General features: G+C 54.0%; 18 protein-coding genes. 8 read left to right on the top strand and 10 right to left on the bottom strand.

Going from position 1 to position 20702, the window contains the following annotated elements; genetic code table 11:
* Positions 1-103 precede the first annotated feature (103 nt).
* The 4 genes from ACXKZD_RS22420 to ACXKZD_RS22435 all read right to left on the bottom strand — a co-directional run bounded on the left by ACXKZD_RS22420 (position 104) and on the right by ACXKZD_RS22435 (position 4513).
* The gene (locus ACXKZD_RS22420; RefSeq protein WP_422882162.1) at positions 104-1084 is read right to left on the bottom strand and encodes a LacI family DNA-binding transcriptional regulator; all 981 of its coding nucleotides are present in this window, start codon (positions 1082-1084) and stop codon (positions 104-106) included.
* A 55-nt stretch (positions 1085-1139) separates the two neighbouring features.
* Positions 1140-2201 (bottom strand): sugar phosphate isomerase/epimerase family protein, encoded by a 1062-nt coding sequence (locus tag ACXKZD_RS22425; protein WP_307595127.1) that lies wholly within the window; start codon positions 2199-2201, stop codon positions 1140-1142.
* Between the two features lie 26 nt (positions 2202-2227).
* Positions 2228-3457, bottom strand: coding sequence for an MFS transporter (locus tag ACXKZD_RS22430; RefSeq protein WP_192073100.1), 1230 nt, complete (start codon positions 3455-3457; stop codon positions 2228-2230).
* 144 nt (positions 3458-3601) lie between these two features.
* A complete protein-coding gene (locus tag ACXKZD_RS22435; protein ID WP_191914101.1) occupies positions 3602-4513 on the bottom strand; it encodes a DMT family transporter in 912 nt (303 codons plus the stop codon).
* A gap of 231 nt (positions 4514-4744) precedes the next feature.
* Here ACXKZD_RS22435 and lplA point away from each other — a divergent pair, with 231 nt between their 5' ends.
* Positions 4745-5761, top strand: a complete 1017-nt coding sequence (lplA, locus tag ACXKZD_RS22440) for a lipoate--protein ligase (protein WP_061703449.1) — start codon at positions 4745-4747, stop codon at positions 5759-5761.
* Positions 5762-5940: 179 nt separating this feature from the next.
* Here the strand turns inward: lplA and cspE are convergent, their stop codons facing one another.
* Positions 5941-6153, bottom strand: a complete 213-nt coding sequence (gene cspE, locus ACXKZD_RS22445; RefSeq protein ID WP_003855207.1) for a transcription antiterminator/RNA stability regulator CspE — start codon at positions 6151-6153, stop codon at positions 5941-5943.
* A gap of 424 nt (positions 6154-6577) precedes the next feature.
* The gene (locus ACXKZD_RS22450) at positions 6578-7774 is read right to left on the bottom strand and encodes an MFS transporter (RefSeq protein ID WP_033760352.1); all 1197 of its coding nucleotides are present in this window, start codon (positions 7772-7774) and stop codon (positions 6578-6580) included.
* Between the two features lie 293 nt (positions 7775-8067).
* On the opposite strand from ACXKZD_RS22450, the gene ACXKZD_RS22455 reads away from it, so the two are divergent.
* Complete coding sequence (locus ACXKZD_RS22455; protein WP_033760350.1) at positions 8068-8817, top strand: NAD-dependent epimerase/dehydratase family protein; 750 nt, start codon at positions 8068-8070, stop codon at positions 8815-8817.
* Positions 8818-8958: 141 nt separating this feature from the next.
* Here ACXKZD_RS22455 and ACXKZD_RS22460 read toward each other — a convergent pair whose 3' ends face one another.
* Positions 8959-9852 (bottom strand): ABC transporter six-transmembrane domain-containing protein, encoded by an 894-nt coding sequence (locus tag ACXKZD_RS22460; RefSeq protein ID WP_033760348.1) that lies wholly within the window; start codon positions 9850-9852, stop codon positions 8959-8961.
* 104 nt (positions 9853-9956) lie between these two features.
* Between ACXKZD_RS22460 and ACXKZD_RS22465 the strand changes: the two genes are divergently transcribed.
* The 3 genes from ACXKZD_RS22465 to ACXKZD_RS22475 all read left to right on the top strand — a co-directional run bounded on the left by ACXKZD_RS22465 (position 9957) and on the right by ACXKZD_RS22475 (position 13871).
* Complete coding sequence (locus tag ACXKZD_RS22465; protein WP_010670320.1) at positions 9957-10532, top strand: TetR/AcrR family transcriptional regulator; 576 nt, start codon at positions 9957-9959, stop codon at positions 10530-10532.
* Between the two features lie 472 nt (positions 10533-11004).
* Complete coding sequence (locus ACXKZD_RS22470; protein ID WP_010247239.1) at positions 11005-12390, top strand: diaminobutyrate--2-oxoglutarate transaminase; 1386 nt, start codon at positions 11005-11007, stop codon at positions 12388-12390.
* A gap of 14 nt (positions 12391-12404) precedes the next feature.
* Positions 12405-13871 carry a pyridoxal phosphate-dependent decarboxylase family protein gene (locus ACXKZD_RS22475; protein WP_050679376.1) on the top strand — a complete coding sequence of 489 codons (1467 nt, stop codon included), beginning with the start codon at positions 12405-12407 and terminating at the stop codon, positions 13869-13871.
* 143 nt (positions 13872-14014) lie between these two features.
* Here the strand turns inward: ACXKZD_RS22475 and ACXKZD_RS22480 are convergent, their stop codons facing one another.
* On the bottom strand, positions 14015-14890 hold the full coding sequence (locus tag ACXKZD_RS22480) for a LysR family transcriptional regulator (RefSeq protein ID WP_052271584.1): 876 nt from the start codon (positions 14888-14890) through the stop codon (positions 14015-14017).
* Between the two features lie 168 nt (positions 14891-15058).
* Between ACXKZD_RS22480 and ACXKZD_RS22485 the strand changes: the two genes are divergently transcribed.
* On the top strand, positions 15059-16063 hold the full coding sequence (locus ACXKZD_RS22485) for an NAD(P)H-dependent flavin oxidoreductase (protein ID WP_488982252.1): 1005 nt from the start codon (positions 15059-15061) through the stop codon (positions 16061-16063).
* A gap of 389 nt (positions 16064-16452) precedes the next feature.
* Positions 16453-16587: a hypothetical protein gene (locus ACXKZD_RS22490; protein ID WP_488982253.1), complete on the top strand. Its 135-nt coding sequence runs from the start codon at positions 16453-16455 to the stop codon at positions 16585-16587.
* A gap of 277 nt (positions 16588-16864) precedes the next feature.
* Here ACXKZD_RS22490 and ACXKZD_RS22495 read toward each other — a convergent pair whose 3' ends face one another.
* Entirely contained in the window at positions 16865-18178 is a 1314-nt protein-coding gene (locus tag ACXKZD_RS22495; protein ID WP_010247251.1) for an MFS transporter, read from the bottom strand.
* A 207-nt stretch (positions 18179-18385) separates the two neighbouring features.
* Here ACXKZD_RS22495 and ACXKZD_RS22500 point away from each other — a divergent pair, with 207 nt between their 5' ends.
* A complete protein-coding gene (locus ACXKZD_RS22500) occupies positions 18386-18697 on the top strand; it encodes a VF530 family protein (RefSeq protein WP_033761066.1) in 312 nt (103 codons plus the stop codon).
* Between the two features lie 73 nt (positions 18698-18770).
* Here ACXKZD_RS22500 and mqo read toward each other — a convergent pair whose 3' ends face one another.
* Complete coding sequence (gene mqo / locus ACXKZD_RS22505) at positions 18771-20420, bottom strand: malate dehydrogenase (quinone) (protein ID WP_033760335.1); 1650 nt, start codon at positions 20418-20420, stop codon at positions 18771-18773.
* Positions 20421-20702: the final 282 nt, after the last annotated feature.

Consider the following 20702-nt stretch of genomic DNA (forward strand, 5'->3'; position numbering starts at 1 on the left):
AAACCAGGTAGTCACACAATGGCGTGAACTGGCAATGACTGTCGCGTTTTAGTAGACAATAAAGACGAGGTTATAGCGGGGCCAGGTTTTGCGGATTAATCCTTCAGCTACTGGCTCGCACCACCAGCTCACCCTGCATGATCACACATTGTGGCGGAGAGTCGGGCCGGATGATTTTTTGCAGCACCAGCTCACAGGCACGACGGCCAATCTCTCTGGAGGGCTGAGCCAGAGTTGTCAGCGGCGGCGATACCATGTCGGCCAGTTCACTGCCGTCAAAACCCACCACGGCAATCTCCTGAGGTATCCGCAGACCCGCCTGCTGTATCGCCGCCATGGCACCCGCTGCCAGCGTATCGGAAACCGCAAACACGGCGTCAGGTCGTGTCTCGCCCGCCAGCAGCTGATTCATCGCGGCTTTTCCGGCGCTGAAGCTTAACTCACTGGCGTAAGCGATGGCCTGCCATGCGAGTTGTTGCTCTTTGAGTTGATATGCGTAGCCCTGCTGACGCAGGCGGGCATATCGGTAGCGGAGGTCGTGATTGATCAGCGCAATGCGCTGACGTCCCTGTCCGGCCAGATAGTGCACCACTGACTGCGCAGCGACGTCATCATCAATCCCGACGCAGGAGATCTGGCCATTATCATCATGTTCGGCGCACTGAACCCAGGGTGCCGTGCCTATCAGCTGGCTCAGCTCCGGCAGCTTGCTGAATGCATCCATGGTGATAATGCCATCCACCATCTTGCCGGAGAGCAGTTGCAGGCTGGATCGCGAACGGGCAATATCGGCGCCCGAGTTACACAACAGGATGCGATAGCCATTTTTCTCCGCCTGCTCCTCAATGCCTTTGACCACCTCTGCGCAGAACGGGTTAGAGATATCGGAAACCAGAACCAGAATCATTGAGCTGCGCGCCGTGCGCAGCTGGCGCGCCAGCAGGTTAGGCTGATAGTTGCTCTCTTCGATTGCCTCAAGGACTTTCTGCCGGTTAGCCGGTTTTACGCTGTCGCTGTTATTCAACACACGGGAAACGGTGGCAACCGAAACACCCGCCATCCGGGCGATTTTCTGAATAGACATAGCGATCCCTCTGTTTTAAAACTCACCCACAGAAAACCTTTGAATCCATGCCGCCTCAGACGTCGCGATCCAGACCCAGCTGATGGCGCACCGAAGGGGCGTTCTCTGATAAAGCAAAATCATCAAAAGCGCGGTCAGCTACCGGGATGATATGCCGGCGGATAAATTCCGCCCCTTCACGCGCCCCGGTCTCGCCATCCTTCAGACAGCACTCCCACTCCAGCACCGCCCAGCCGTCATAGTCATACTGGGCCAGTTTGCTGAAAATGCGGCTGAAGTCGATCTGGCCATCGCCCGGCGAGCGAAAGCGTCCGGCGCGCGTCAGCCACGGCTGATAACCGCCATACACTCCGCTGCGTCCATTTAACTGGTACTCCGCATCCTTAACGTGAAAGGCTTTGATACGCGGATGATAGAGGTCGATGAACTGCAGATAGTCGATGTGTTGCAGAAGAAGATGGCTGGGATCGAACAGGATATTGCAGCGCGGGTGGTGATTCACCTCTGACAAAAAGCGCTCAAACGTGACACCGTCATGCAGGTCTTCGCCGGGATGTATCTCATAGCAGAGGTCCACACCGTGATGGTCAAAGCTGTCCAGCACCGGCAGCCAGCGGCGCGCCAGCTCAGCAAACGCCTCATTAAACAAGGCTTCATGGTGTGGCGGCCAGGGATAGAACCAGGGCCAGGCGAGCGAGCCGGAAAAGGTGGCATGTGCGCGCAGGCCGAGTTTTTCAGAAGCAGCAGCCGCATGCTTTAGCGTAGCGATGGCCCAGTCGGTGCGCCGGGCGGGATCGCCTCGCAGCGCGGCAGGCGCAAAATTATCAAAAGCGAGATCGTATGCGGGGTTCACGGCAACCAGTTGCCCTTCCAGATGCGTTGAAAGCTCACTGATCTCCAGCCCGAAACCGGCCAGTGTTCCCCGCACCTCGTCGCAGTAAGTCTGGCTGACCGCTGCCTGCTTAAGGTCGAAAATAGCGGGCTGGTGGCAGGGGATCTGCAATGCCCGGTATCCCAGCCCGGCGGCCCACTCCGCCAGCCCCGTCAGCGAGTTAAAAGGCGGCTGGGTGGTAATGAATTGAGACAGGAAGATGCCGGGTCCCTTAACTGTTTTCATCTGTGACTCCTGATTTCAGTTACCGCTTAATCACGGTATTTGAATGAGAAGAAGAAAATAATCGCAATCACCGCAGCAGCCACGGCAGGGATCCACCAGAATATCGCCCAGCTCTCTGCGCTGGCGTTACCCGCCACCAGCTGATTGTAGAGCGCACCGGAGATTTGCGATCCCAGCAGCATGCCGATGCCGTAGGTGAACATCACCACCATGCTCTGCGCCTGCCCCTTGACCTTTTCACCGGCGATCCGATCGGTGTAGATGAATCCCACCACAAAGAAGAAGTCATAGCAGACGCCATGCAGCAGAATGCCAAGGTAAATCAGCGTGCGCGTCTCATCACTCATGCCCAGCGCAAACAGTGCATAGCGGACAAACCACGCTGTCATGCCAATCAGCAGCATGACTTTCACGCCAAGACGGCGGAACAGCAGTGGAATGATCAGCATGAAAACAATTTCAGACATCTGACCAAGTGACATCAGGGTGCTGACTTCCCGGATACCGGCATCCGCCAGCCAGGAGGCGGTAAAAGCGTAGTAGGTGCCGAGCGGAATAGAGATTAGGGTGGCACACAGCGCAAAGACCAGGAAATGACGCAGTCGCAGCAGTGCGAAGGCATCGGCGCAGAAGAGATCGCGAACTTTTAACGGCAATCCTTTGGCCGGAGCCGGCGTATGTGGCAGCGTCAGGCTGTAGATCGCCAGCAGTACCGAACAGAGCGCCGCCAGCTGGAACACTGCCACGCTGTCAGCAATGCCCGTTACACCGATAAAGATCCCCGCCACGATCCAGCCGATGGTGCCGAAAACTCTGACAATGGGAAAGCTTTTCTCGCTGCTGGCGAGGCTGTGAAAGGCGATGTTATTTGAAAGCGCCAGCGTCGGCATAAAGCAGAGCGTATAGCCAAATAACAGAGCGATTAGTTGCGCCCCGTTCTCCGCGATTAGCGCCTGGGGCACGAACCAGAGAATCGCTGCGCCCGCCAGGTTCATCACCGCCATTACTTTCTGCGAGGGAAAAAAGCGATCCACAAGCATGCCGAGCACAAACGGCGAGAGAATTGAGGCGATGGGCCCGGCCGAAAACGCATCCCCAATCAGCAACGGCATGTTGTGACGAGTCATTACCAGCCCCAGCGTCACCGACCAGCTGCCCCAGATAAAGAACTGCATAAACATCATCAGAGAGAGGCGCGGCACCAGCAGCTTATGCTGCATCTGCTGGCCTGCTGTCTCCTGCACTGTTGCAATCATGGGAACCTCACGAATAAGTAATCGATTACATTCTGATTGCTCACAACGTAAACGAATGCAGCCCTCGGTTCCTTCGCCGCGATCACAAATTATTAACTCTGCGTTATCACTCTGTAAATAACAAGACGATGCCGGGCGGGCCGATCAGCGACTGGCATTAACGACCCGCGCTTTACGGAAGCGGTAACGCTCATACAGCACCGAGTAAAGGCCGCCTGCCACCACCAGAATCGCACCCATTACCGTAGTGGAGGTTGGCAGATTGCCGAGCAGCAGATAACCCACCGCCACTGACCAGAGTAAGGTGGTGTAGTCGAACGGGGCCAGCAACGACGCTTCAGCATAGCGCAGGCTCAGAGTCATCAGAATCTGAGTAATACCGCCCAGCAGCCCACATCCCACCAGTAACGCCAGTTGATTGCCATGCGGCACTTTCCAGCCGCCTGGCAGCGTGACCAGCGACGTTAAGGCCGTGGTGATAGCGAACCAGAAAGCGATGGCGCCCGGCTTCTCTTTGCCGTTAAGAAAGCGGATCTGCACCAGCGCACAGGCCGTACAGAAGGCTGCCATCAACGCCAGCAGAATACCCGCCGATGCAGAAAGGGAAAATGTTGCCTGGCGCGTCAGTGTGAGATGCCCGGAGAACATCACCAGAATGCCACTGAAACCGGTAAAGACCGCGACCCAGCGATGGTGACGCACTTTTTCGCGCAGAAATAGCGCCGCCAGCAGCACGGTAAACAGCGGCGCGGCATAGTTGATAGCCGTGGCGTCGGTCAGAGAAATGTAGAGCAGCGACAGATAACTGAAATAGAGACCACCGGTTCCGGCCAGCCCGCGCACAAAATGCCCGCGGATATTGCGGGTGCGAATGCCATCCAGCACGCTACCCTGCAAGCGCAACCAGATTAACAGCGGAACCAGTGCCAGCAGCGAGCGAAAAAATATTACTTCGCCGACTGGTATCGCCCCATCGAGTTCTTTTACACAGGCCAGCATCAGCGTGCTACTTAATGCAGCGGTGATCTTCATCGCTATGCCAGCGGAAGCGTTCATACGATTTTTGTTCTCTCAAAGGGAAAATAAGCAGGGGACTCAGCACACTCCTCATTCATATTGTCATAATGTCGTATACCAATCTGCCGCGATTACTCTGCAGACGGCATTTTATCTTTTTTTGCCGCAGCATCACGGCATGAAGAGGCATGTGGGCCCGCTTCACGGCTGGTACACTCTGCCTTCTGCCCTGCTTTATGGGCCTCTTCTCTTAAGGAACGGGAGTCACCGATGTCCACGCTGCGTTTACTGTTATCTGAATCCAACGATCCCTGGTTTAACCTGGCGGTAGAAGAGTGTATTTTCCGCCAGATGCCGGCCACCCAGCGGGTGCTGTTTTTGTGGCGTAATGCGGAAACGGTGGTGATCGGGCGGGCACAGAATCCGTGGAAAGAGTGCAATACCCGACGCATGGCGGAAGATGGCATCCGGCTGGCACGTCGCAGCAGCGGCGGTGGCGCGGTGTTTCACGATCTCGGCAATTGCTGTTTTACCTTTATGGCCGGCAAGCCGGAGTATGATAAAAGCGTCTCGACTGAGATCATCCTGCGCGCACTGACTTCGCTTGGCGTACCCGCGGAGGCTTCTGGCCGTAATGACTTAGTGGTGAACACCGCTGACGGGCTGCGCAAAATATCCGGTTCAGCCTACCGTGAAACGCCGGATCGCGGTTTCCATCACGGCACTATTCTGATGGATGCCGACCTCTCTCGCCTGGCGGATTACCTTAATCCGGATGTGAAGAAATTGCAGGCGAAGGGGATTACCTCAGTGCGCGCCAGAGTGACCAACCTGGCGGAGTTAACGCCGGGTATCAGCTATCAGGCGATCTGCACCGCGGTGACGGACGCATTTTTCAACTATTACGGTGAGCGCTGTGAGCCAGAGAGGATCTCTCCCGACGCCCTGCCCGATCTGCCGGGTTTCAGAGAGCAGTTCGCAAAGCAGAGTAGCTGGGAGTGGAATTTCGGTCAGGCACCCGATTTCTCGCACCTGCTGGACCAGCGTTTTGTCTGGGGCGGTGTGGAGATTCATTTCGATGTAGAACGCGGCGTGATCAGCCGCTGTCAGATTTTCAGCGACAGCCTCAACCCTGCGCCGCTAGAAGCGCTGGCGCAGCGGTTGCAGGGTGTGACCTATCGGCCCGATGCCCTTGAACCGGTGCTGAATCAGCTTATTGCGGATTTCCCTGAGCAACGCGCGGAGCTGACGGAATTGCAGCAGTGGCTGGTCGCCAGCGTGCGCTGAACATTTTTTTACTGGCCCGCGCGGATATCTGGCGCGGGCAAAAAACATCGCGTAAGCATCCGGCAAACCATAAACGCAAAAAACCCGCACAAGGCGGGTTTTAATTAATTATCAATATCAGGCTTATCTGCTCAGGCTATTGCCATAACGCGTTGATAAGCACTATTGATAATTAAGGCTTACATAGGGACAACGTTTGCCGCTGAAGGACCTTTAGCGCCGTTTTCAATAGTGAATTCGACCTGCTGACCTTCGTCCAGAGTTTTATAATCGTTGCTCTGAATTGCAGAGAAATGTACGAATACATCTTTGCTGCCATCCTGAGGAGAGATAAAACCGAAACCTTTACCAGCGTCAAACCATTTTACTAAACCAGTCATTTTATTAGACATCGATAATTCCTTAATTTATGAGCCACAAAGTGGCGAAGATGGCCTGTCTTTCAGAAGGTAACTTACCAGGCTTTTAGGAGGAGACTCATGAATAAGGGTATCTTGTGATATCGCTTGCACTGAGGACTGCTTTACTAAAACTGCTTTGATAAGGTCTGTGTTCCAAACCGATGACGCTATTAAGCCACGCCTCGCCGACATTAGCAAACATTATTTTAATTTACTTTTAACATCCAGACGTCCGGAGCGCCCTTGTTGATTTTCCGAGCATTTTGAAATATCAGGGCTGACAGAATGATAATTTTCGCTGAACGGTCAGAGAGTAAATAATAATGCGGTTAATTATTGCTGAAAAATAATACGGCGGCCCTGTACTAATAAAGCGCAGCGATAAACAGTATCGCTGCGCCCTGCTTTATAGAACTCAGGCCAGTTGAGTCTGCTGACGGGCAGCATGTCGCGCCGTGAGCACAAACACCATCAGACCGGCCACGCCCAGCGCAACACCCACCCACGCTGTTGAGATCCAGCCATAGCCCAGCGACACCGTCAGGCCCCCAAGATAAGCGCCCATCGCATTGGCAATGTTCAACGCCGAGTGATTCATCGCAGCCGCCAGGGTTTGCGACTCATTGGCGACATCCATCAGGCGAATCTGCAATGACGGCAGCAGCACTGAGCAGGTGCCGATCAGGAACGTAGCCAGCAGGCCGGTTGCCACATGCTGAACCAGCACCGGGAAGGCCAGCATCACCAGCACGTTCCATAACAGCGTCCAGCCAATAATATTCAGCACCGGGCCATCAGCCAGACGGCCACCCACCAGATTACCGATGATCATTCCCAGCCCAAACGCCACCATCGCCCAGGGGATCAGCGAGGGGGAGATGCCAGCAATGTTAATCAGCGTCGGCGCGATATAACTGAAGATGGCGAACATCCCGCCAAATCCTACCGCCCCCACCAGCAGGGTCAGCAGCACCTGTGCGTTTTTCAGCGCGCCCAGTTCCCGCAGCGGATGCGCATCCACATCGCCAGGCGTGTAAGGAACATAGCGGCCAATCAGCAGGCAGGTCAGCAGTCCTATTGCGCCCACAAAGGTGAACACCACGTGCCAGCTAAATAATTGACCTATCCAGGAGCCCAGCGGCACACCAATCAGGGTCGCCACCGTCAGTCCCAGCATCAGTGACGCCAGCGCGCGGCCACGACGTTCAATCGGCACCAGCGAGGCGGCTACCAGCGACGCCACACCAAAGTAGGCGCCGTGAGGCAGCCCGGTCAGAAAACGCGCCACGAGCAGGCCGTGATAGCTGTCGGCCATCGCGCTGGCAACATTACCGATACTGAACAGCGCCATCAGGATTAGCAGCAGCGATTTACGTGCCATTCGCGCCGCCAGCACCGCAATAAACGGCGCACCGACCACCACGCCCAGTGCGTAACTGGCGATGGCGTTGCCCGCCTGCGGCTCGGTAATCGCAAGGGAGCGTGAAACATCTGGCAGCAGGCCCATCATGATGAACTCACCGGTACCGATGCCAAATCCGCCCAGCGCGAGGGCCAGTAATGCCCAGCGGACAAAACCGGCATCGTCGGTTTTATGATTTTTTCTTAACAAAATTGATTCCCAATGGCCAGAACTGAAAAAACTGAAGTGAGGCGGAGAGAGAAAGCAGAGCGTGTTCCCGTCCGGTTGAAGCGGGCAGACTATAAAAAGTCAGGCTGCGCTTAGCAACCCATTTATGTGATCTGGCGCACAGTGAAGGCTGCGGTAACATGGGTCTTTATCCGTGCAACTCTGGCGCATAGCGACCTGTTTAAGATCACAATCCGGAAAGCTACGCAGGCCTGAGTCGTGAATCTCTGTTTAACTGACCTCTCAGCGCTTCTTTTGCATAACAGGATCAGCAGATGACGACCAGAGTTATCCTTCTTACCGGTGCCAGCGGGCGAATCGGGCGCACTTTCTTTGCGGCCAGCCAGAACAACTACCGTTTTATCCTGACCGATTTACGTGAGCCGGATTACGCGATACCCGCACCCCATCGTTTTATTGTGGCGGATCTGTCACAACCAGGTGCAGCGGAGAAATTACTGGCTGAAGAGCCTGTCGATACCGTCATCCACCTCGCCGGTATCCCGGATGCGCAGGCCAGTTTCGACGATCTGCTGCCCGCCAATATTCTCTCTACGACCTGGATACTCAGGGCAGCAGCTGAGCACCGCTGTCGTCGTCTGGTCTTTGCCAGCAGTGCGCAGACCATTGAGGGCTACCCGGCGGATGTCCAGATACATCCTGGCATGGCTGTCTCTCCCGCGAATCTGTATGGCGTCACCAAATGTTATGGTGAAGCACTTTGCGCCTTCTATGCCAGCCAGCACGGCTTGAGCTGTGTGGCATTAAGAATCGGGGCGTTTGAACCTGCACTGGATAACAGCCTGCATAATGCACGGGATTACAGCGCATGGCTGAGTCCGGAAGATGCCGTCAGATTGCTGACTGGCGCTGTCGAGGCAGAGAAGATCACCTTCTTTATTGGCTACGGCATTTCCGATAACCGCTTTAAGCGCTTTGATCTGACACAGACGCGAGAAGTGCTGGGCTATACGCCATCTGATAACGCATTCAGAGCATTTGCGCCAGGTGAGCTGGATTATTAGCCCCTCCCCTGAGCCGTGATCGCTTTCGGTCCCGAGTCGGCTCGTTATTCTTCACCTCCGTTGCCGCCGGTCCCTCCGGCGGCTGCTTGAGCCCTCAACTGAGACAACGCCCAAAAGAAGGCAGCGGCTGAATCGGCCAAATCAGTGTGTGCCGGTATTCACCCGGCGACCTATGTCTTTCAGCTGGGAATATTTTTCCAGCAGCTGTGGGCCATCATCCAGGCTCATGGCAAACATCCACATATAGGTCATCACCGAATAGATGTGACCCGCATTGGTCCCGCTACGGTTCGACATTACCGCAATGGTGACAGCAAATAGCAGCGCTGCCACGCTACCGATGGCCAGATAACCCCAGGCTTCCCGATCGGAGAGACGGATCCGCAGGCTGGCCAGCACGCCATAATGACGGTCCAGTGACGCAGCGTTAGCGTTGCTGACAAAGCTCACCTCTTTCTCCAGCCGGTTATTCAGACGACCAAACAGCACATCGTTTTTGCGGGTAAATCCCGGCAGGAAACAGGCGAAGAACAGCAGGATCGCCAGACAGCCCGCGCCGGTCCAGAACTCGATAGCCAGCAGCATCACCGCGGCGCCGGTCATAGAGGCCAGCGAGGTAATCAGCACCGGCAGATGTTTCTCAAAAAAGTCGACAAACTCGCGTGACAAGGCCACCCGCGCGGCAATGGTTGACGCGCTCTGGTTTTCGCTACGCTGTGCCACAATCACCGGCACGGCCAGCCCGGCGTAAATACGGGCAAAGGTGCGGGTATCGACGCTGCGTCGTGCCGCTCCGATGGCCCACATGGTAAACACCATCACCGCATAGAGCACCGCATGCCAGGTCCTGCCGGAGAGAATCGCATTAATAGCGAAGCCCGCCAGCAGCGGATAGAGGAGATACATGACATTTTCCGCCACCACCAGCAGCAGCGTGAGGAACAGCTTGCGGCTATGGCGACGGCCGAGCATTTTTAATGTCAGAATAGCGCTGCGGGGTTTTGCTACCGGCAGGATCGTTTTTGAGGAATGCATAGTTTCTGTTTCTGATATCATGAGTCTTGAGCGGTTGCTCAAGAACGAAAAGCAGTCTATTTGAGCAGTTGCTCAAAGTCAACGTGACACTCATTGAGAGAAAGATGAAAGAGTCAGCTGAAGCACTGAGAACCAAAATCCTGGATGCCGCGATAGTGTTATTTATCGAGAAAGGGATCGAAAAAGTGACCACTCGGGAACTCACTGAGTCGGTGGGCATTTCACGCAGTCATATTTATCACTATTTCAGCAACTGGCAGACGCTCTGCCTGGCAGCGCTTGAACGCTTTATGCACGTGGATTTAGAAAATTTTGCTGACTCCCTGACTCTACTCACACCCCGCCAGAGGTTGCTGACGCTGTTCGAAAGTCATCTGCCGAGCGCACCGGATGCAACCTGGCAACTTTATGCTTCATTCTGGCAGATGGCTGCGCATCACGAAGCCTATGCCGCGCTGGCAGAACAAATGACGGCAGCGTGGCAGGCGCTGGTGGAGGAGATAATTCGTGACGGCGTCACAGATGGAACGCTGCGTTGTGCCGATATACCGCGCACCGCCCGGCAAATCAGTGCGATGCTTAACGGCTATGCCGATTTGCTGACCATCAATCCGTCGGAGAAAAAGGCAAGCGAAGGGATGGCTGACTTAACGCAGTTTATTGATCATCTCCTGTCGTAACGTGGATCTGACGCGTTATAAAGGCTTTAACAACGCCAGATTTTAATTAAATGTTAATAAAAGGTTTATTATTTTAATTGGTCTGCGCTTTTAACCCGCTATAAATGCAGCTTCTTCAGTCAAACTGACTTATGCTTTTTCCATCTGAAAAGGCCCCTTTTTGATAGCGTTTTGCCCCGGAAACAGCTATTTACACAGATTATTATCATTGACTTAGCACGCTCCGCGCCGGGTAAGCTGGTGTTTTTACGCCACTTATTAACAACGGACTAGCGAAGCGGCAATAATGTATACGTTCACAAACTCACCAAATGATTGATTCCTATAGCAAAGAATCTGTTATCTGCCGATAAAATTAAACATTGAGTCGGACCTTAAAAACACCTATATTGGCCGCGCTTAAAACACATACCCCAATTTAAATACATTTATTCAACTGCGACGCTACGCCCGTCCCGGTTGTAGGAGAGATATGATGACGGATAAAGTCCGTATTGATAGTTTGAATGCACAGAACTTAAACGCAACCAATGAAACCTATTTAGCCCGTCAGGCTGAATTTGAATCAAACGTTCGAAGTTATCCTCGCAAATTGCCGTTCGCGATTGCGAAAGCACAGGGTGTCTGGATCACAGACGTCGAGAATAATCAGTATCTCGACTGTCTTGCAGGTGCCGGAACGCTGGCATTGGGTCATAACCATCCAGACGTTCTGCAGAGCATTCAAAATGTCATTACCAGCGGCTTGCCGTTACATACTCTTGATTTAACCACGCCGTTAAAAGACGAGTTTTCTGAGTACCTGCTCTCGTTATTACCGGGTCAGGGCAAAGAGTACTGCCTGCAGTTTACCGGCCCGTCGGGCGCGGATGCCGTTGAAGCGGCGCTGAAACTGGCGAAAAAACATACCGGTCGTTCCGGCATCATCAGCTTCTCTGGTGCGTATCACGGCATGACCCACGGCGCGCTGTCTGTTACCGGCAACCTGTCACCGAAAGAAGCGGTCGACGGCTTGATGCCGGAAGTGCAGTTCATGCCTTATCCGCACCTCTACCGCTGCCCGCTGGGCATTGGCGGTGAAGCGGGCGTGAAAGCGCTGACCTACTACTTCGAAAACCTGATCAACGACGTTGAGAGCGGCGTTCGCAAACCGGCAGCCGTCATTCTGGAAGCGGTTCAGGGCGAAGGCGGTGTTAACCCGGCTCCGGCTGAGTGGCTGCAGCGCATCCGTAAAGTGACCAAAGAGCATGGCATTCTGCTGATCATCGACGAAGTGCAGGCGGGCATTGCCCGTACCGGTAAATTCTTCGCCTTTGAGCACGCCGGTATTGAGCCGGACATCATCGTGATGTCAAAAGCGGTCGGCGGCGGTCTGCCACTGGCGGTACTGGGCATTAAGAAAGAGTTCGACGCCTGGTCTCCTGGCCACCACACCGGCACCTTCCGTGGCAACCAGCTCGCAATGGCGACCGGCCTGACTACGCTGAAACTGCTGAAAGATAACAACATCGCTGACAAAGTTGCTGCACAGGGCGAATGGCTGAAAGGCAAACTGGGCGAGCTGCAGCAGCGCTACCCGGTAATCGGCAACGTGCGTGGTCTGGGCCTGATGATCGGCATTGAGCTGGTGAAACCTGACGAAGCCGCTGATCACATGGGCAGCTTCCCGGCAGACGGCGAGCTCTCCGCGCTGGTACAGAAAAAATGTTTTGAGAACGGCCTGATTCTGGAGCGTGGCGGACGTCACGGCAGCGTATTACGTCTGCTGCCTTCCCTGCTGATCACAGATGCAGAACTGGACGTGTTTATGGATAAATTTGAAAACGCCCTGCTGTCAGCTGGCGTGAAACCAGTTTGAGTGGAGTGAATGCAATGTCCCGGTTAAACCCGATTCTGGCGGCCTCAGCACAGAGTACCGAGGCCTACCAGCAGGCGATTGCCCAGAGTAGCGCGGCCGTCGTGAAGTGGCTGGAACAACCTGAGATGTATCAGGGAAAAACCGTCGCAGAGCTGCGCGAGCGCATTAAGCTGGACTTCAATCCTCAGGGCCTGGGCAACCAGGCCGCGATTGAACGCGCCATTGAGTACTTCCTCAAAGACAGCCTGTCGGTTCATCACCCGCAGTGTGTGGCGCATCTGCACTGCCCGAGCCTGGTTATCAGCCAGGCGGCGGAAGTGCTGATTAACGCCACCAACCAGAGTATGGATTCGTGGGACCAGGCACCTTCAGCCACCCTGATTGAGATGAAGCTGATCGAGTGGCTGCGCACCCAGGTCGGTTATCAGTCCGGCGACGCGGGTGTCTTCACCAGCGGCGGCACCCAGAGCAACCTGATGGGTCTGATGCTGGCGCGTGATGCCTGGTTTGCCCGCCAGGGTCATTCTGTTCAGCAGGATGGTTTAACCGGCGATCTGAAGAAGATTAAAGTCTTCTGTTCAGAGAATGCGCACTTCTCGGTTCAGAAGAACATGGCGCTGCTGGGTCTGGGCTATCAATCCGTGACGCAGGTGAAATGCGATCGCTTTGCCCGCATGGATATGGATGACCTGCGCCACAAGCTGGCAGCCTCCAAAGCCAACGGTGAAAACATTCTGGCGATTGTTGCCACGGCGGGTACTACCGATGCCGGTGCGATCGATCCCCTGCGTGAAATCGCGGCGCTGGCGGCCGAAGAGAACATCTGGGTGCACGTCGATGCGGCCTGGGGCGGCGCGCTGCTGCTCTCAGAAAAGTATCGTGACTATCTGGATGGCATTGAGCTGGTCGATTCCATTACCCTGGACTTCCATAAGCAGTTCTTCCAGACCATCAGCTGTGGTGCTTTCCTGCTGAAGGAAGCACGCCACTATGAGCTGATGCGCTACCAGGCGGCCTATCTGAACTCTGAGTTTGATGAAGCGCAGGGTGTGCCGAATCTGGTGTCCAAATCGCTTCAGACCACCCGCCGTTTTGATGCACTGAAACTGTGGATGGGTCTGGAAGCGCTGGGTCAGAAACAGTATGCCGAAATCATCGATCACGGTGTGACACTAGCACAGCAGGTTGCACAGTACGTTGATGAGCAGCCTGCGCTGGAGCTGGTGATGAAACCGCAGCTGGCCAGCGTGCTGTTCCGCTATCGTCCGGCGCATCTGGCGCACCTCAGCAGTGCGGATATTGCGTTGCTGAATCAGCGCATCGGTGATGCCCTGCTGGAATCGGGCCGCGCCAACGTTGGCGTGACCGAGTTCGATGGCGTGACCTGCCTGAAGATGACCCTGCTGAATCCGACAGTGACGCTGGAAGATATCAAAGTGTTGCTGACATTGGTGGAAACCACGGCACAGCAGCTGGTGTAAATAGTGGCGTCAGGATCACTATCAGAGGCGCCTCCGGGCGCCTTTTCTTTTTATGTTTTTATCCCTTTCATTCATCGGTGAGGCCACAGCGCCTGTGCGCTGGTTTGCCGGACATCTTCGCCTCTGCCCCTTTTGTGTAGCCCCTAGCCGATCTTGTATTGACTTACCCATTCAGCACAAAAATCCAGATACGCGAGTGTGATGGCTGAAGGATGTTTGTGCCGGACATAGACCAGATGTAAGGGCATCGAGTGAGTCGGATAACTGGGCAGCAGCCGCACCAGCTTCCCGCTCTCCACATCAGGTTTAACTAAAAAATCAAACAACAGCGATACCCCGGCACCGCTCAGTGCATAGTGGCGCAGGCCCTGCGTGTTGTTAGAGGAAAAAAACGGCTCAAACTTTACCTTCTCGTCTCCGGATACCCACTCAAAGGAACCACTGTTAAGCCCTTCCCAGCTGGCTATCGGACACGTCGCCAGCGCCGCGAGCGTCTGCGGATGTCCAAAGCGTTCAGCCAGTTCAGGCGTGGCAACAAACCATGCCTCGACATTCATAACCGGTTTCGCAATTACATCCTCGGTATGCAACTCGCCCAGCCTGAGTGCCACGTCAATGCCATCTTCAAACAGATCCACCACTCTTTCCCCTGAGTGGCAAAACACTTTGATATCAGGATAGCGTTGCTGAAACGCATGCAGCAATTCCCACCAGATGGTGAAGTCAGGCGGCACCGATATTCGCAGCTTGCCCGCCAGTTTGTGCGCAGACCTGACCGTTTTGGTGGCCTCTTCCAGCAATTCCAGGCCAGGTCGCGATTGCTCAAAGAACTGTTGTCCTTTGTAGGTCGGCCTGACCCCTTTCTTTGATCGCTCCAGTAACTGCACACCCAGTGCCTGCTCCAGTTCGTTCACTTTCCGCACCAGCGTAGAGATGGGGATAGCCGTTCTCTCGCTTGCCGCTGAAAAGCTGCCTGCCTGAACGACTGCAATAAAGAGTTTTGTCGCGTTGAGATCCATTATCTTTCCATATCTGGCAAACACGTACCCAATTCTGACCGTTTACTTCTTATTTTCAACTATTAAACTCCCTGTTTTGGCTAAGAGAATAAAAATAAAACGGCCCGTAAAAAATTCTTATTTCTAACGAATAAGTCTGGCTACACAGTATCCGGATAAGGAAAAACCATGAAAAACCGTGTGACAGAAATTCTGAATATTCGCTATCCCATTATTCAGGCACCCATGTACTTTCTGACCAATGCAACGTTTGTTGCCGCAGTATCAAACGCAGGCGGATTAGGCATAATTGGCCCCAACGCCGGGCAGGATACAGTGCCGGACTCTCGTTTCATGGCGCTGGAGCGCATGCGTGAGCAAATCAGAAAAACCAAACAGCTGACGGATAAACCTTTTGGGGCAACCCTGATCAATGGGCCCGATATGAGTTTCTGGCGTCCAACAGCTGAAATGTTTGTTGAAGAGAAGGTAGAGGTCGTTTTAGTTAATGAAGTGCTTGATGCCGAAATATTCGATTTTCTGAAACAACATCGCATCAAAATCCTTTATCGTGCGCTGACGCCTGACGTAGCGAATTCTCAGCAGGCTGAAAAGCTTGGCGCCGATATCATTGTCGCCACCGGATTTGATGAAGGCGGCACCGTGCCATCACGCATTATCGGAACGTTCAGCATCGTGCCTATGATCGCTGACAGTGTGAAAATTCCGGTGCTGGCGGCAGGCGGCATTGGGGATGTGCGTGGCGTGCGTGCAGCCATGGCGTTAGGTGCAGAAGGCGTCTGGATAGGCAGCCTATTTTTAACCGCGCAGGAGAACCCGGCGGATGAGAAGGTTAAGCAGCTGATTGTTTCATCGAGCGCAGAAGATTTGCTACTTTTCCGCACCCTGCCCGCTTATTACCGGACATTGCCAACGCCGCTCAGCCCCAGGCTGGCAGAACTTGATGCACAGGGCGCTGACCGTGAAACGCTGTTCACTGCAATGAATGGCTACCACTCATTATGGCAGGCGATGCGACTGGGCAATTTTGACAAAGGCGTCGTTTCGACAGGCACCGGCATCTCGATGATTAAATCGGTGCGAACCGTTGCAGCCATCGTCGCCGATCTGGCACAGGATTTCATCACTCAGCCGGAGAAACAGAAATCTGACGACACCGTTCTCAGTCTGTAATCTGTTTAAAGTTAGTGATGTGACCGCCACCCTCGGGATCCGGTTGTCGGATGAGTCGTCCGGACCGGATCCAGCACGCTGCACGCTGTGTTCAACTGTGGGCCTTTATTCAGCTTTTCCTCTTCGCAGCCTGAAGCCATACAGGTTCAACTCTTTTCAGTCAAACAGACAGCAGGGAAATTAACAGATTTTATTCCCTCATTTAGATTTCGTTTATTTCATAATTTGCATGACGCCTTTATTTCAGCAGAGTCTGAAAAACCGCATCGCGATCAATATATAAAAATCTTACTTCAGCCATAATTAATCAACGCTCACGTTAAGTCACTGATAAAAGTGAATAACATATTACAGATAAGAATAGTTTAATCCCACAGGAATTAACGCTTATGCTCCTGCGTAAATTAGTTATCATTTTTCTCGGTCTGATTATGGCTGCTGTCATCGTTATTGCCGACAACCATGCTCATAAAGTTAATTGCCGTGATCAGGTTTTTAGTTTGCCATCATCGCAAAGTGAATGACCTTGTCTGAATCCTTCTCTCCAGCATCCTCTTTGACTTCAGACCTGTTGGCGGTGTTGATGACGCGAGAAGGTCAGAGACTTTGACCTGGCTGAATCGCTTACGGAATAAAACCCTGTTACATCGGCCTGAACAGAGCAGCACGTTACGCCGGTGATATTACAACTGCATTTCTGATAAGCAGGCTGGTTTGTTGCCCTTCCCGGCAGACCTGTCAAAAAAAGGCTGCATGGCACTTATGCAGCCTGAATTTTCCGCTCAGCTTGCTTGCCGACACTTAGCGCGACGGTGGCTCATCCAGCAGCCGCAGATGGTCATCTTTGTTCAGGGTCATCAACGCAACAATACTGACCAGCGCAGTCGCCATCACATACCAGGCGGGGATATCGGGATTACCGGTCTGTTTAATCAACCCGGTGATGATCAATCCGGCACAGCCGGAAAACACCGCGTTAGAAAGCGAATAGGCCAGACCCAGTCCGGTATAACGCACCCGCGTCGGGAACATCTCTGCCAGCATTGCAGGCCCCGGTCCGGCCAGCAACCCGACCACTCCGCCCGCGATAAACACCACCAGCGCTTTCAGCAGCAGTCCGGTGCTCTCTGCCTGAAGTATGTTAAGCAGCGGCAGAGAGAGCACCAGCAGCAATACCGCCGCTGTCACCATCACCGCACGGCGGCCAATCCTGTCACTCAGCATGCCGGCCGGGATGATGGTGGCAGCAAAGCCCAGGTTCGATATCACCGCAATCAGCAACGCCTGGTTAAAACCGGTGTGCAGCGATGCCTGCAGGTACGTCGGCATAATCACCAGCCAGGTGTAACCGGCCGCCGACCAGACCATCAGCCGACAGATACCGAGCAGGATCGTTTTCAGCGTATCGCCAAGGCTGGCGTCAACTTTTACAACGGGTTTTGCCTGCTGCTGAATAAACGCCGGGGTCTCCTCCATCTGAACCCGCAGCCAGAGCGCGATGACACCCAGCGGCAGGGCAATGAAGAACGGGATGCGCCAGCCCCAGCTCAGCATCTGCTCCGGCGACAGCAGCAGTGAGAGCAGCGCTACGATGCCCGCGCCAGCCAGTAATCCCAGCGCCACAGTAAAAGATTGCCACGCCCCATAAAGGCCCCGCTTACCGCGCGGTGCAAACTCGGTCATCAGCGATACCGCCCCGCCATACTCACCCCCCGCGAACAGGCCCTGCAGAATACGCAGACCGGTCACGATCAGCGGCGCCAGGATGCCCAACTGGGCATAGGTGGGCACCAGGCCGATAGCCGCCGTCGCCAGCGTCATCATGATCAACACAAAAATCAGCGTGGGTTTGCGCCCGATGCGATCACCCATCCGGCCGAAAATGATTGCACCGAGTGGACGGAAGAAAAAGGCGATGGCGAATGATGCATAGGTCAGCAGAAGCCCGGTCAGCGCTGACTCCCCTTCCAGCCGGAAAAAGTTCTGCGCTATCACGGTGGCAAGAAAGCCATAGACGGCAAACTCATACCATTCAATGAAATTACCTACCGAACCGGCTATCAGAGCACGTTTACGGCTGGCGGAGCTGAGCAGATTATCGACGGGCACAGACATGGCAGGGGATCCTTTTTGAGCATCATCAGTCGCTTATGATTAGCACAATCGCCGCACGCCTGCGCACTCTTCTGCCTGTCACGTTAACTCAGACACATAAATCTGCGCTTAACGCGCCACGGCATGCCCTTTTTCACCTTCACGCCTTGCACAACGGCTTTACGATTGTCAGGATGTGCGGCATTGAATGAATCAGGCGGATAGATGATGAACGCACAAACCTCAAAAGATCCTCTGCATGGCGTAACGCTGGAGATGCAGATAAACAGTTTAGTCGCGCAGTATGGCTGGGCGGAGCTGGGAAAACGGATCAACATTAACTGCTTTAAAAGCGATCCGAGTGTTAAATCAAGCCTGAAGTTTTTGCGGCGCACGCCCTGGGCGCGGGCTGAAGTCGAAGCGCTTTATCTCGCCTCGTTAAAAGAGAAACCGGCCTCCCGCGAAGCACCGTCTGAAGAGGCGGATCAAGCACCCGCAGAAGATCCCTGGGGCAACTGGCGCGGTAACCAGCCGGAGTAACGGGCAGACAACGCGGCAATAAAAAAGCCCGCGCAGGATAACCTGTGCGGGCTTTTTTTATGTCAGGTCGCTGTTACAGCGCCATGTCATGCTTCGCTGAAGGCGCTGCCTGCTCAGGCTGTGCTGCTGGCGCCTCGGCTGCTTTGCCATCCATGTTGATAACCGGCGGTGTGGTCAGCTGCAGAGTCGCAGCGGTGTCATTCCATACCTGCTGGAGCATCGGCACGTTGTCATTCAGTTTCTGACCGTAGCCTGGGATCATCTTGTGGATTTTGGCCTGCCATTCCGCTGACTTAAACTCTTCCGGGAACAGTTTCTGCATCACGCTTAACGCGATAGGCGCAGCGGTCGATGCACCAGGAGAAGCACCCAGCAGTGCCGCCACGGTTTTCTGCTGATCGGTCACAATTTCTGTACCCAGTTTCAGCACGCCACCTTTGTCAGCATCTTTCTTGATGATCTGTACGCGCTGACCGGCCTGAATCAGTTTCCAGTCCTCTTTCTTCGCGTCCGGGTAGTACTCTTTCAGCGCTTCGAAGCGATCTTCTTCTGTCAGCATCACCTGGCCAACCAGGTATTTCACCAGGTCGAAGTTATCCATACCCACATCGGTCATTGGCACGATGTTATGGGTAGTGGTGGTGCTCAGCAGGTCAAACAGTGAACCATTTTTCAGGAACTTGGTTGAGAAGGTCGCGAACGGTCCAAACAGCACGACGCGTTTGCCATCCAGATAACGGGTATCCAGATGCGGAACGGACATCGGTGGTGCACCGGTAGACGCCTGACCGTAGACTTTCGCCAGGTGACGATCGGCAATCGCCTTGTTTTCGGTTACCAGGAATGAACCGCCGACCGGGAAGCCTGCATAGTTTTCCGCTTCCGGAATGCCGGTTTTCTGCAGTAATTTCAGCGCGCCGCCGCCAGCACCAATAAAGACATATTTCGCGTCAACTGCACGCTCGTTGCCGTTTTTGGCATCTTTAATGGTGACGTGCCATGAGTTATCACCGTTACGTTTGAAATCGGTGACTTCAGACGAGGTTTCCAGACGGAAGTTGTCATTCTTCTTCAGGCTGCCGATTAGCTGACGGGTAATTTCACCGTAGTTTACGTCGGTGCCAACTGGCGTCCAGGTTGCGGCCACTTTCTGCTGGGGATCACGACCTTCCATCACCAGCGGTGCCCACTGCTCGATCTGCTTGTGATCGGTAGAGAACTTCATGCCCTGGAACAGCGCGGTTTTCTGTAACGCCGCATAGCGTTTAGTCAGGAAGTCGACGTTGTCGCCCCAGACGAAGCTCATGTGTGGCGTTGAGTTGATGAAAGAGCGCGGATCGTGCATCACGCCCTCTTTGACCTGCGAACTCCAGAACTGGCGTGAAACCATGAAGGCTTCGTTGATTTCCAGCGCTTTCGTCACGTCGATCGAGCCGTCTTTACGCTCTGGCGTATAGTTCAGCTCCATATTGGCAGAGTGACCGGTACCGGCGTTGTTCCAGCCGTTAGAGGATTCCAGTGCCACACCATCCAGCTTCTCAACCATGATCTGTTTCCAGCCAGGCTGCAGCTCTTCCAGCATGGTGCCCATTGAGGCGCTCATGATGCCGCCACCAATTAACAGGACGTCGGTTTTTTCTGGTGAAGTTTCAGCATGCAGTGCTGAAGAAACTAACAAGGCCGCGAGGGAAAGAGTGGGGATAACTTTCTTTGAATTCATCATTTTAATCTACAGCTCAGACGGTACTGGTTAAAAAAAGTCCTTAAAGTTTAAAATAATGTTATTTGTGAGTTAATGTGAAAATAGTTATAAAATTAAAAATAGCAATTTAGCCTTAATTTAATTACAAAAGGCTTACCGAATTGCTCACATATTTTAACCACACATTAAGGGTGTCCTTTGAATTATACAATCCCCTAACACAAATATTGTTCTCCGGCGATTGCCCGCGCGCAGACCGCTAAAACTGTACTGATGCGGTCAGTTAGCGTATGTTTCCGGGCG

This window comes from Pantoea sp. ABR1s (genome assembly GCF_057812235.1).

Coding starts and splice junctions, on each gene's coding strand:
- ACXKZD_RS22455 (WP_033760350.1), top strand. CDS start 8,068: ATGACGACCAGAGTTATCCTTCTTACCGGTGCCAGCGGGCGAATCGGG.
- ACXKZD_RS22470 (WP_010247239.1), top strand. CDS start 11,005: ATGATGACGGATAAAGTCCGTATTGATAGTTTGAATGCACAGAACTTA.
- ACXKZD_RS22460 (WP_033760348.1), bottom strand. CDS start 9,852: ATGCATTCCTCAAAAACGATCCTGCCGGTAGCAAAACCCCGCAGCGCT.
- ACXKZD_RS22490 (WP_488982253.1), top strand. CDS start 16,453: ATGCTCCTGCGTAAATTAGTTATCATTTTTCTCGGTCTGATTATGGCT.
- ACXKZD_RS22475 (WP_050679376.1), top strand. CDS start 12,405: ATGTCCCGGTTAAACCCGATTCTGGCGGCCTCAGCACAGAGTACCGAG.
- ACXKZD_RS22495 (WP_010247251.1), bottom strand. CDS start 18,178: ATGTCTGTGCCCGTCGATAATCTGCTCAGCTCCGCCAGCCGTAAACGT.
- ACXKZD_RS22465 (WP_010670320.1), top strand. CDS start 9,957: ATGAAAGAGTCAGCTGAAGCACTGAGAACCAAAATCCTGGATGCCGCG.
- cspE (WP_003855207.1), bottom strand. CDS start 6,153: ATGTCTAATAAAATGACTGGTTTAGTAAAATGGTTTGACGCTGGTAAA.
- ACXKZD_RS22420 (WP_422882162.1), bottom strand. CDS start 1,084: ATGTCTATTCAGAAAATCGCCCGGATGGCGGGTGTTTCGGTTGCCACC.
- ACXKZD_RS22435 (WP_191914101.1), bottom strand. CDS start 4,513: ATGAACGCTTCCGCTGGCATAGCGATGAAGATCACCGCTGCATTAAGT.
- ACXKZD_RS22425 (WP_307595127.1), bottom strand. CDS start 2,201: ATGAAAACAGTTAAGGGACCCGGCATCTTCCTGTCTCAATTCATTACC.
- ACXKZD_RS22485 (WP_488982252.1), top strand. CDS start 15,059: ATGAAAAACCGTGTGACAGAAATTCTGAATATTCGCTATCCCATTATT.
- ACXKZD_RS22500 (WP_033761066.1), top strand. CDS start 18,386: ATGAACGCACAAACCTCAAAAGATCCTCTGCATGGCGTAACGCTGGAG.
- lplA (WP_061703449.1), top strand. CDS start 4,745: ATGTCCACGCTGCGTTTACTGTTATCTGAATCCAACGATCCCTGGTTT.
- mqo (WP_033760335.1), bottom strand. CDS start 20,420: ATGATGAATTCAAAGAAAGTTATCCCCACTCTTTCCCTCGCGGCCTTG.
- ACXKZD_RS22480 (WP_052271584.1), bottom strand. CDS start 14,890: ATGGATCTCAACGCGACAAAACTCTTTATTGCAGTCGTTCAGGCAGGC.
- ACXKZD_RS22430 (WP_192073100.1), bottom strand. CDS start 3,457: ATGATTGCAACAGTGCAGGAGACAGCAGGCCAGCAGATGCAGCATAAG.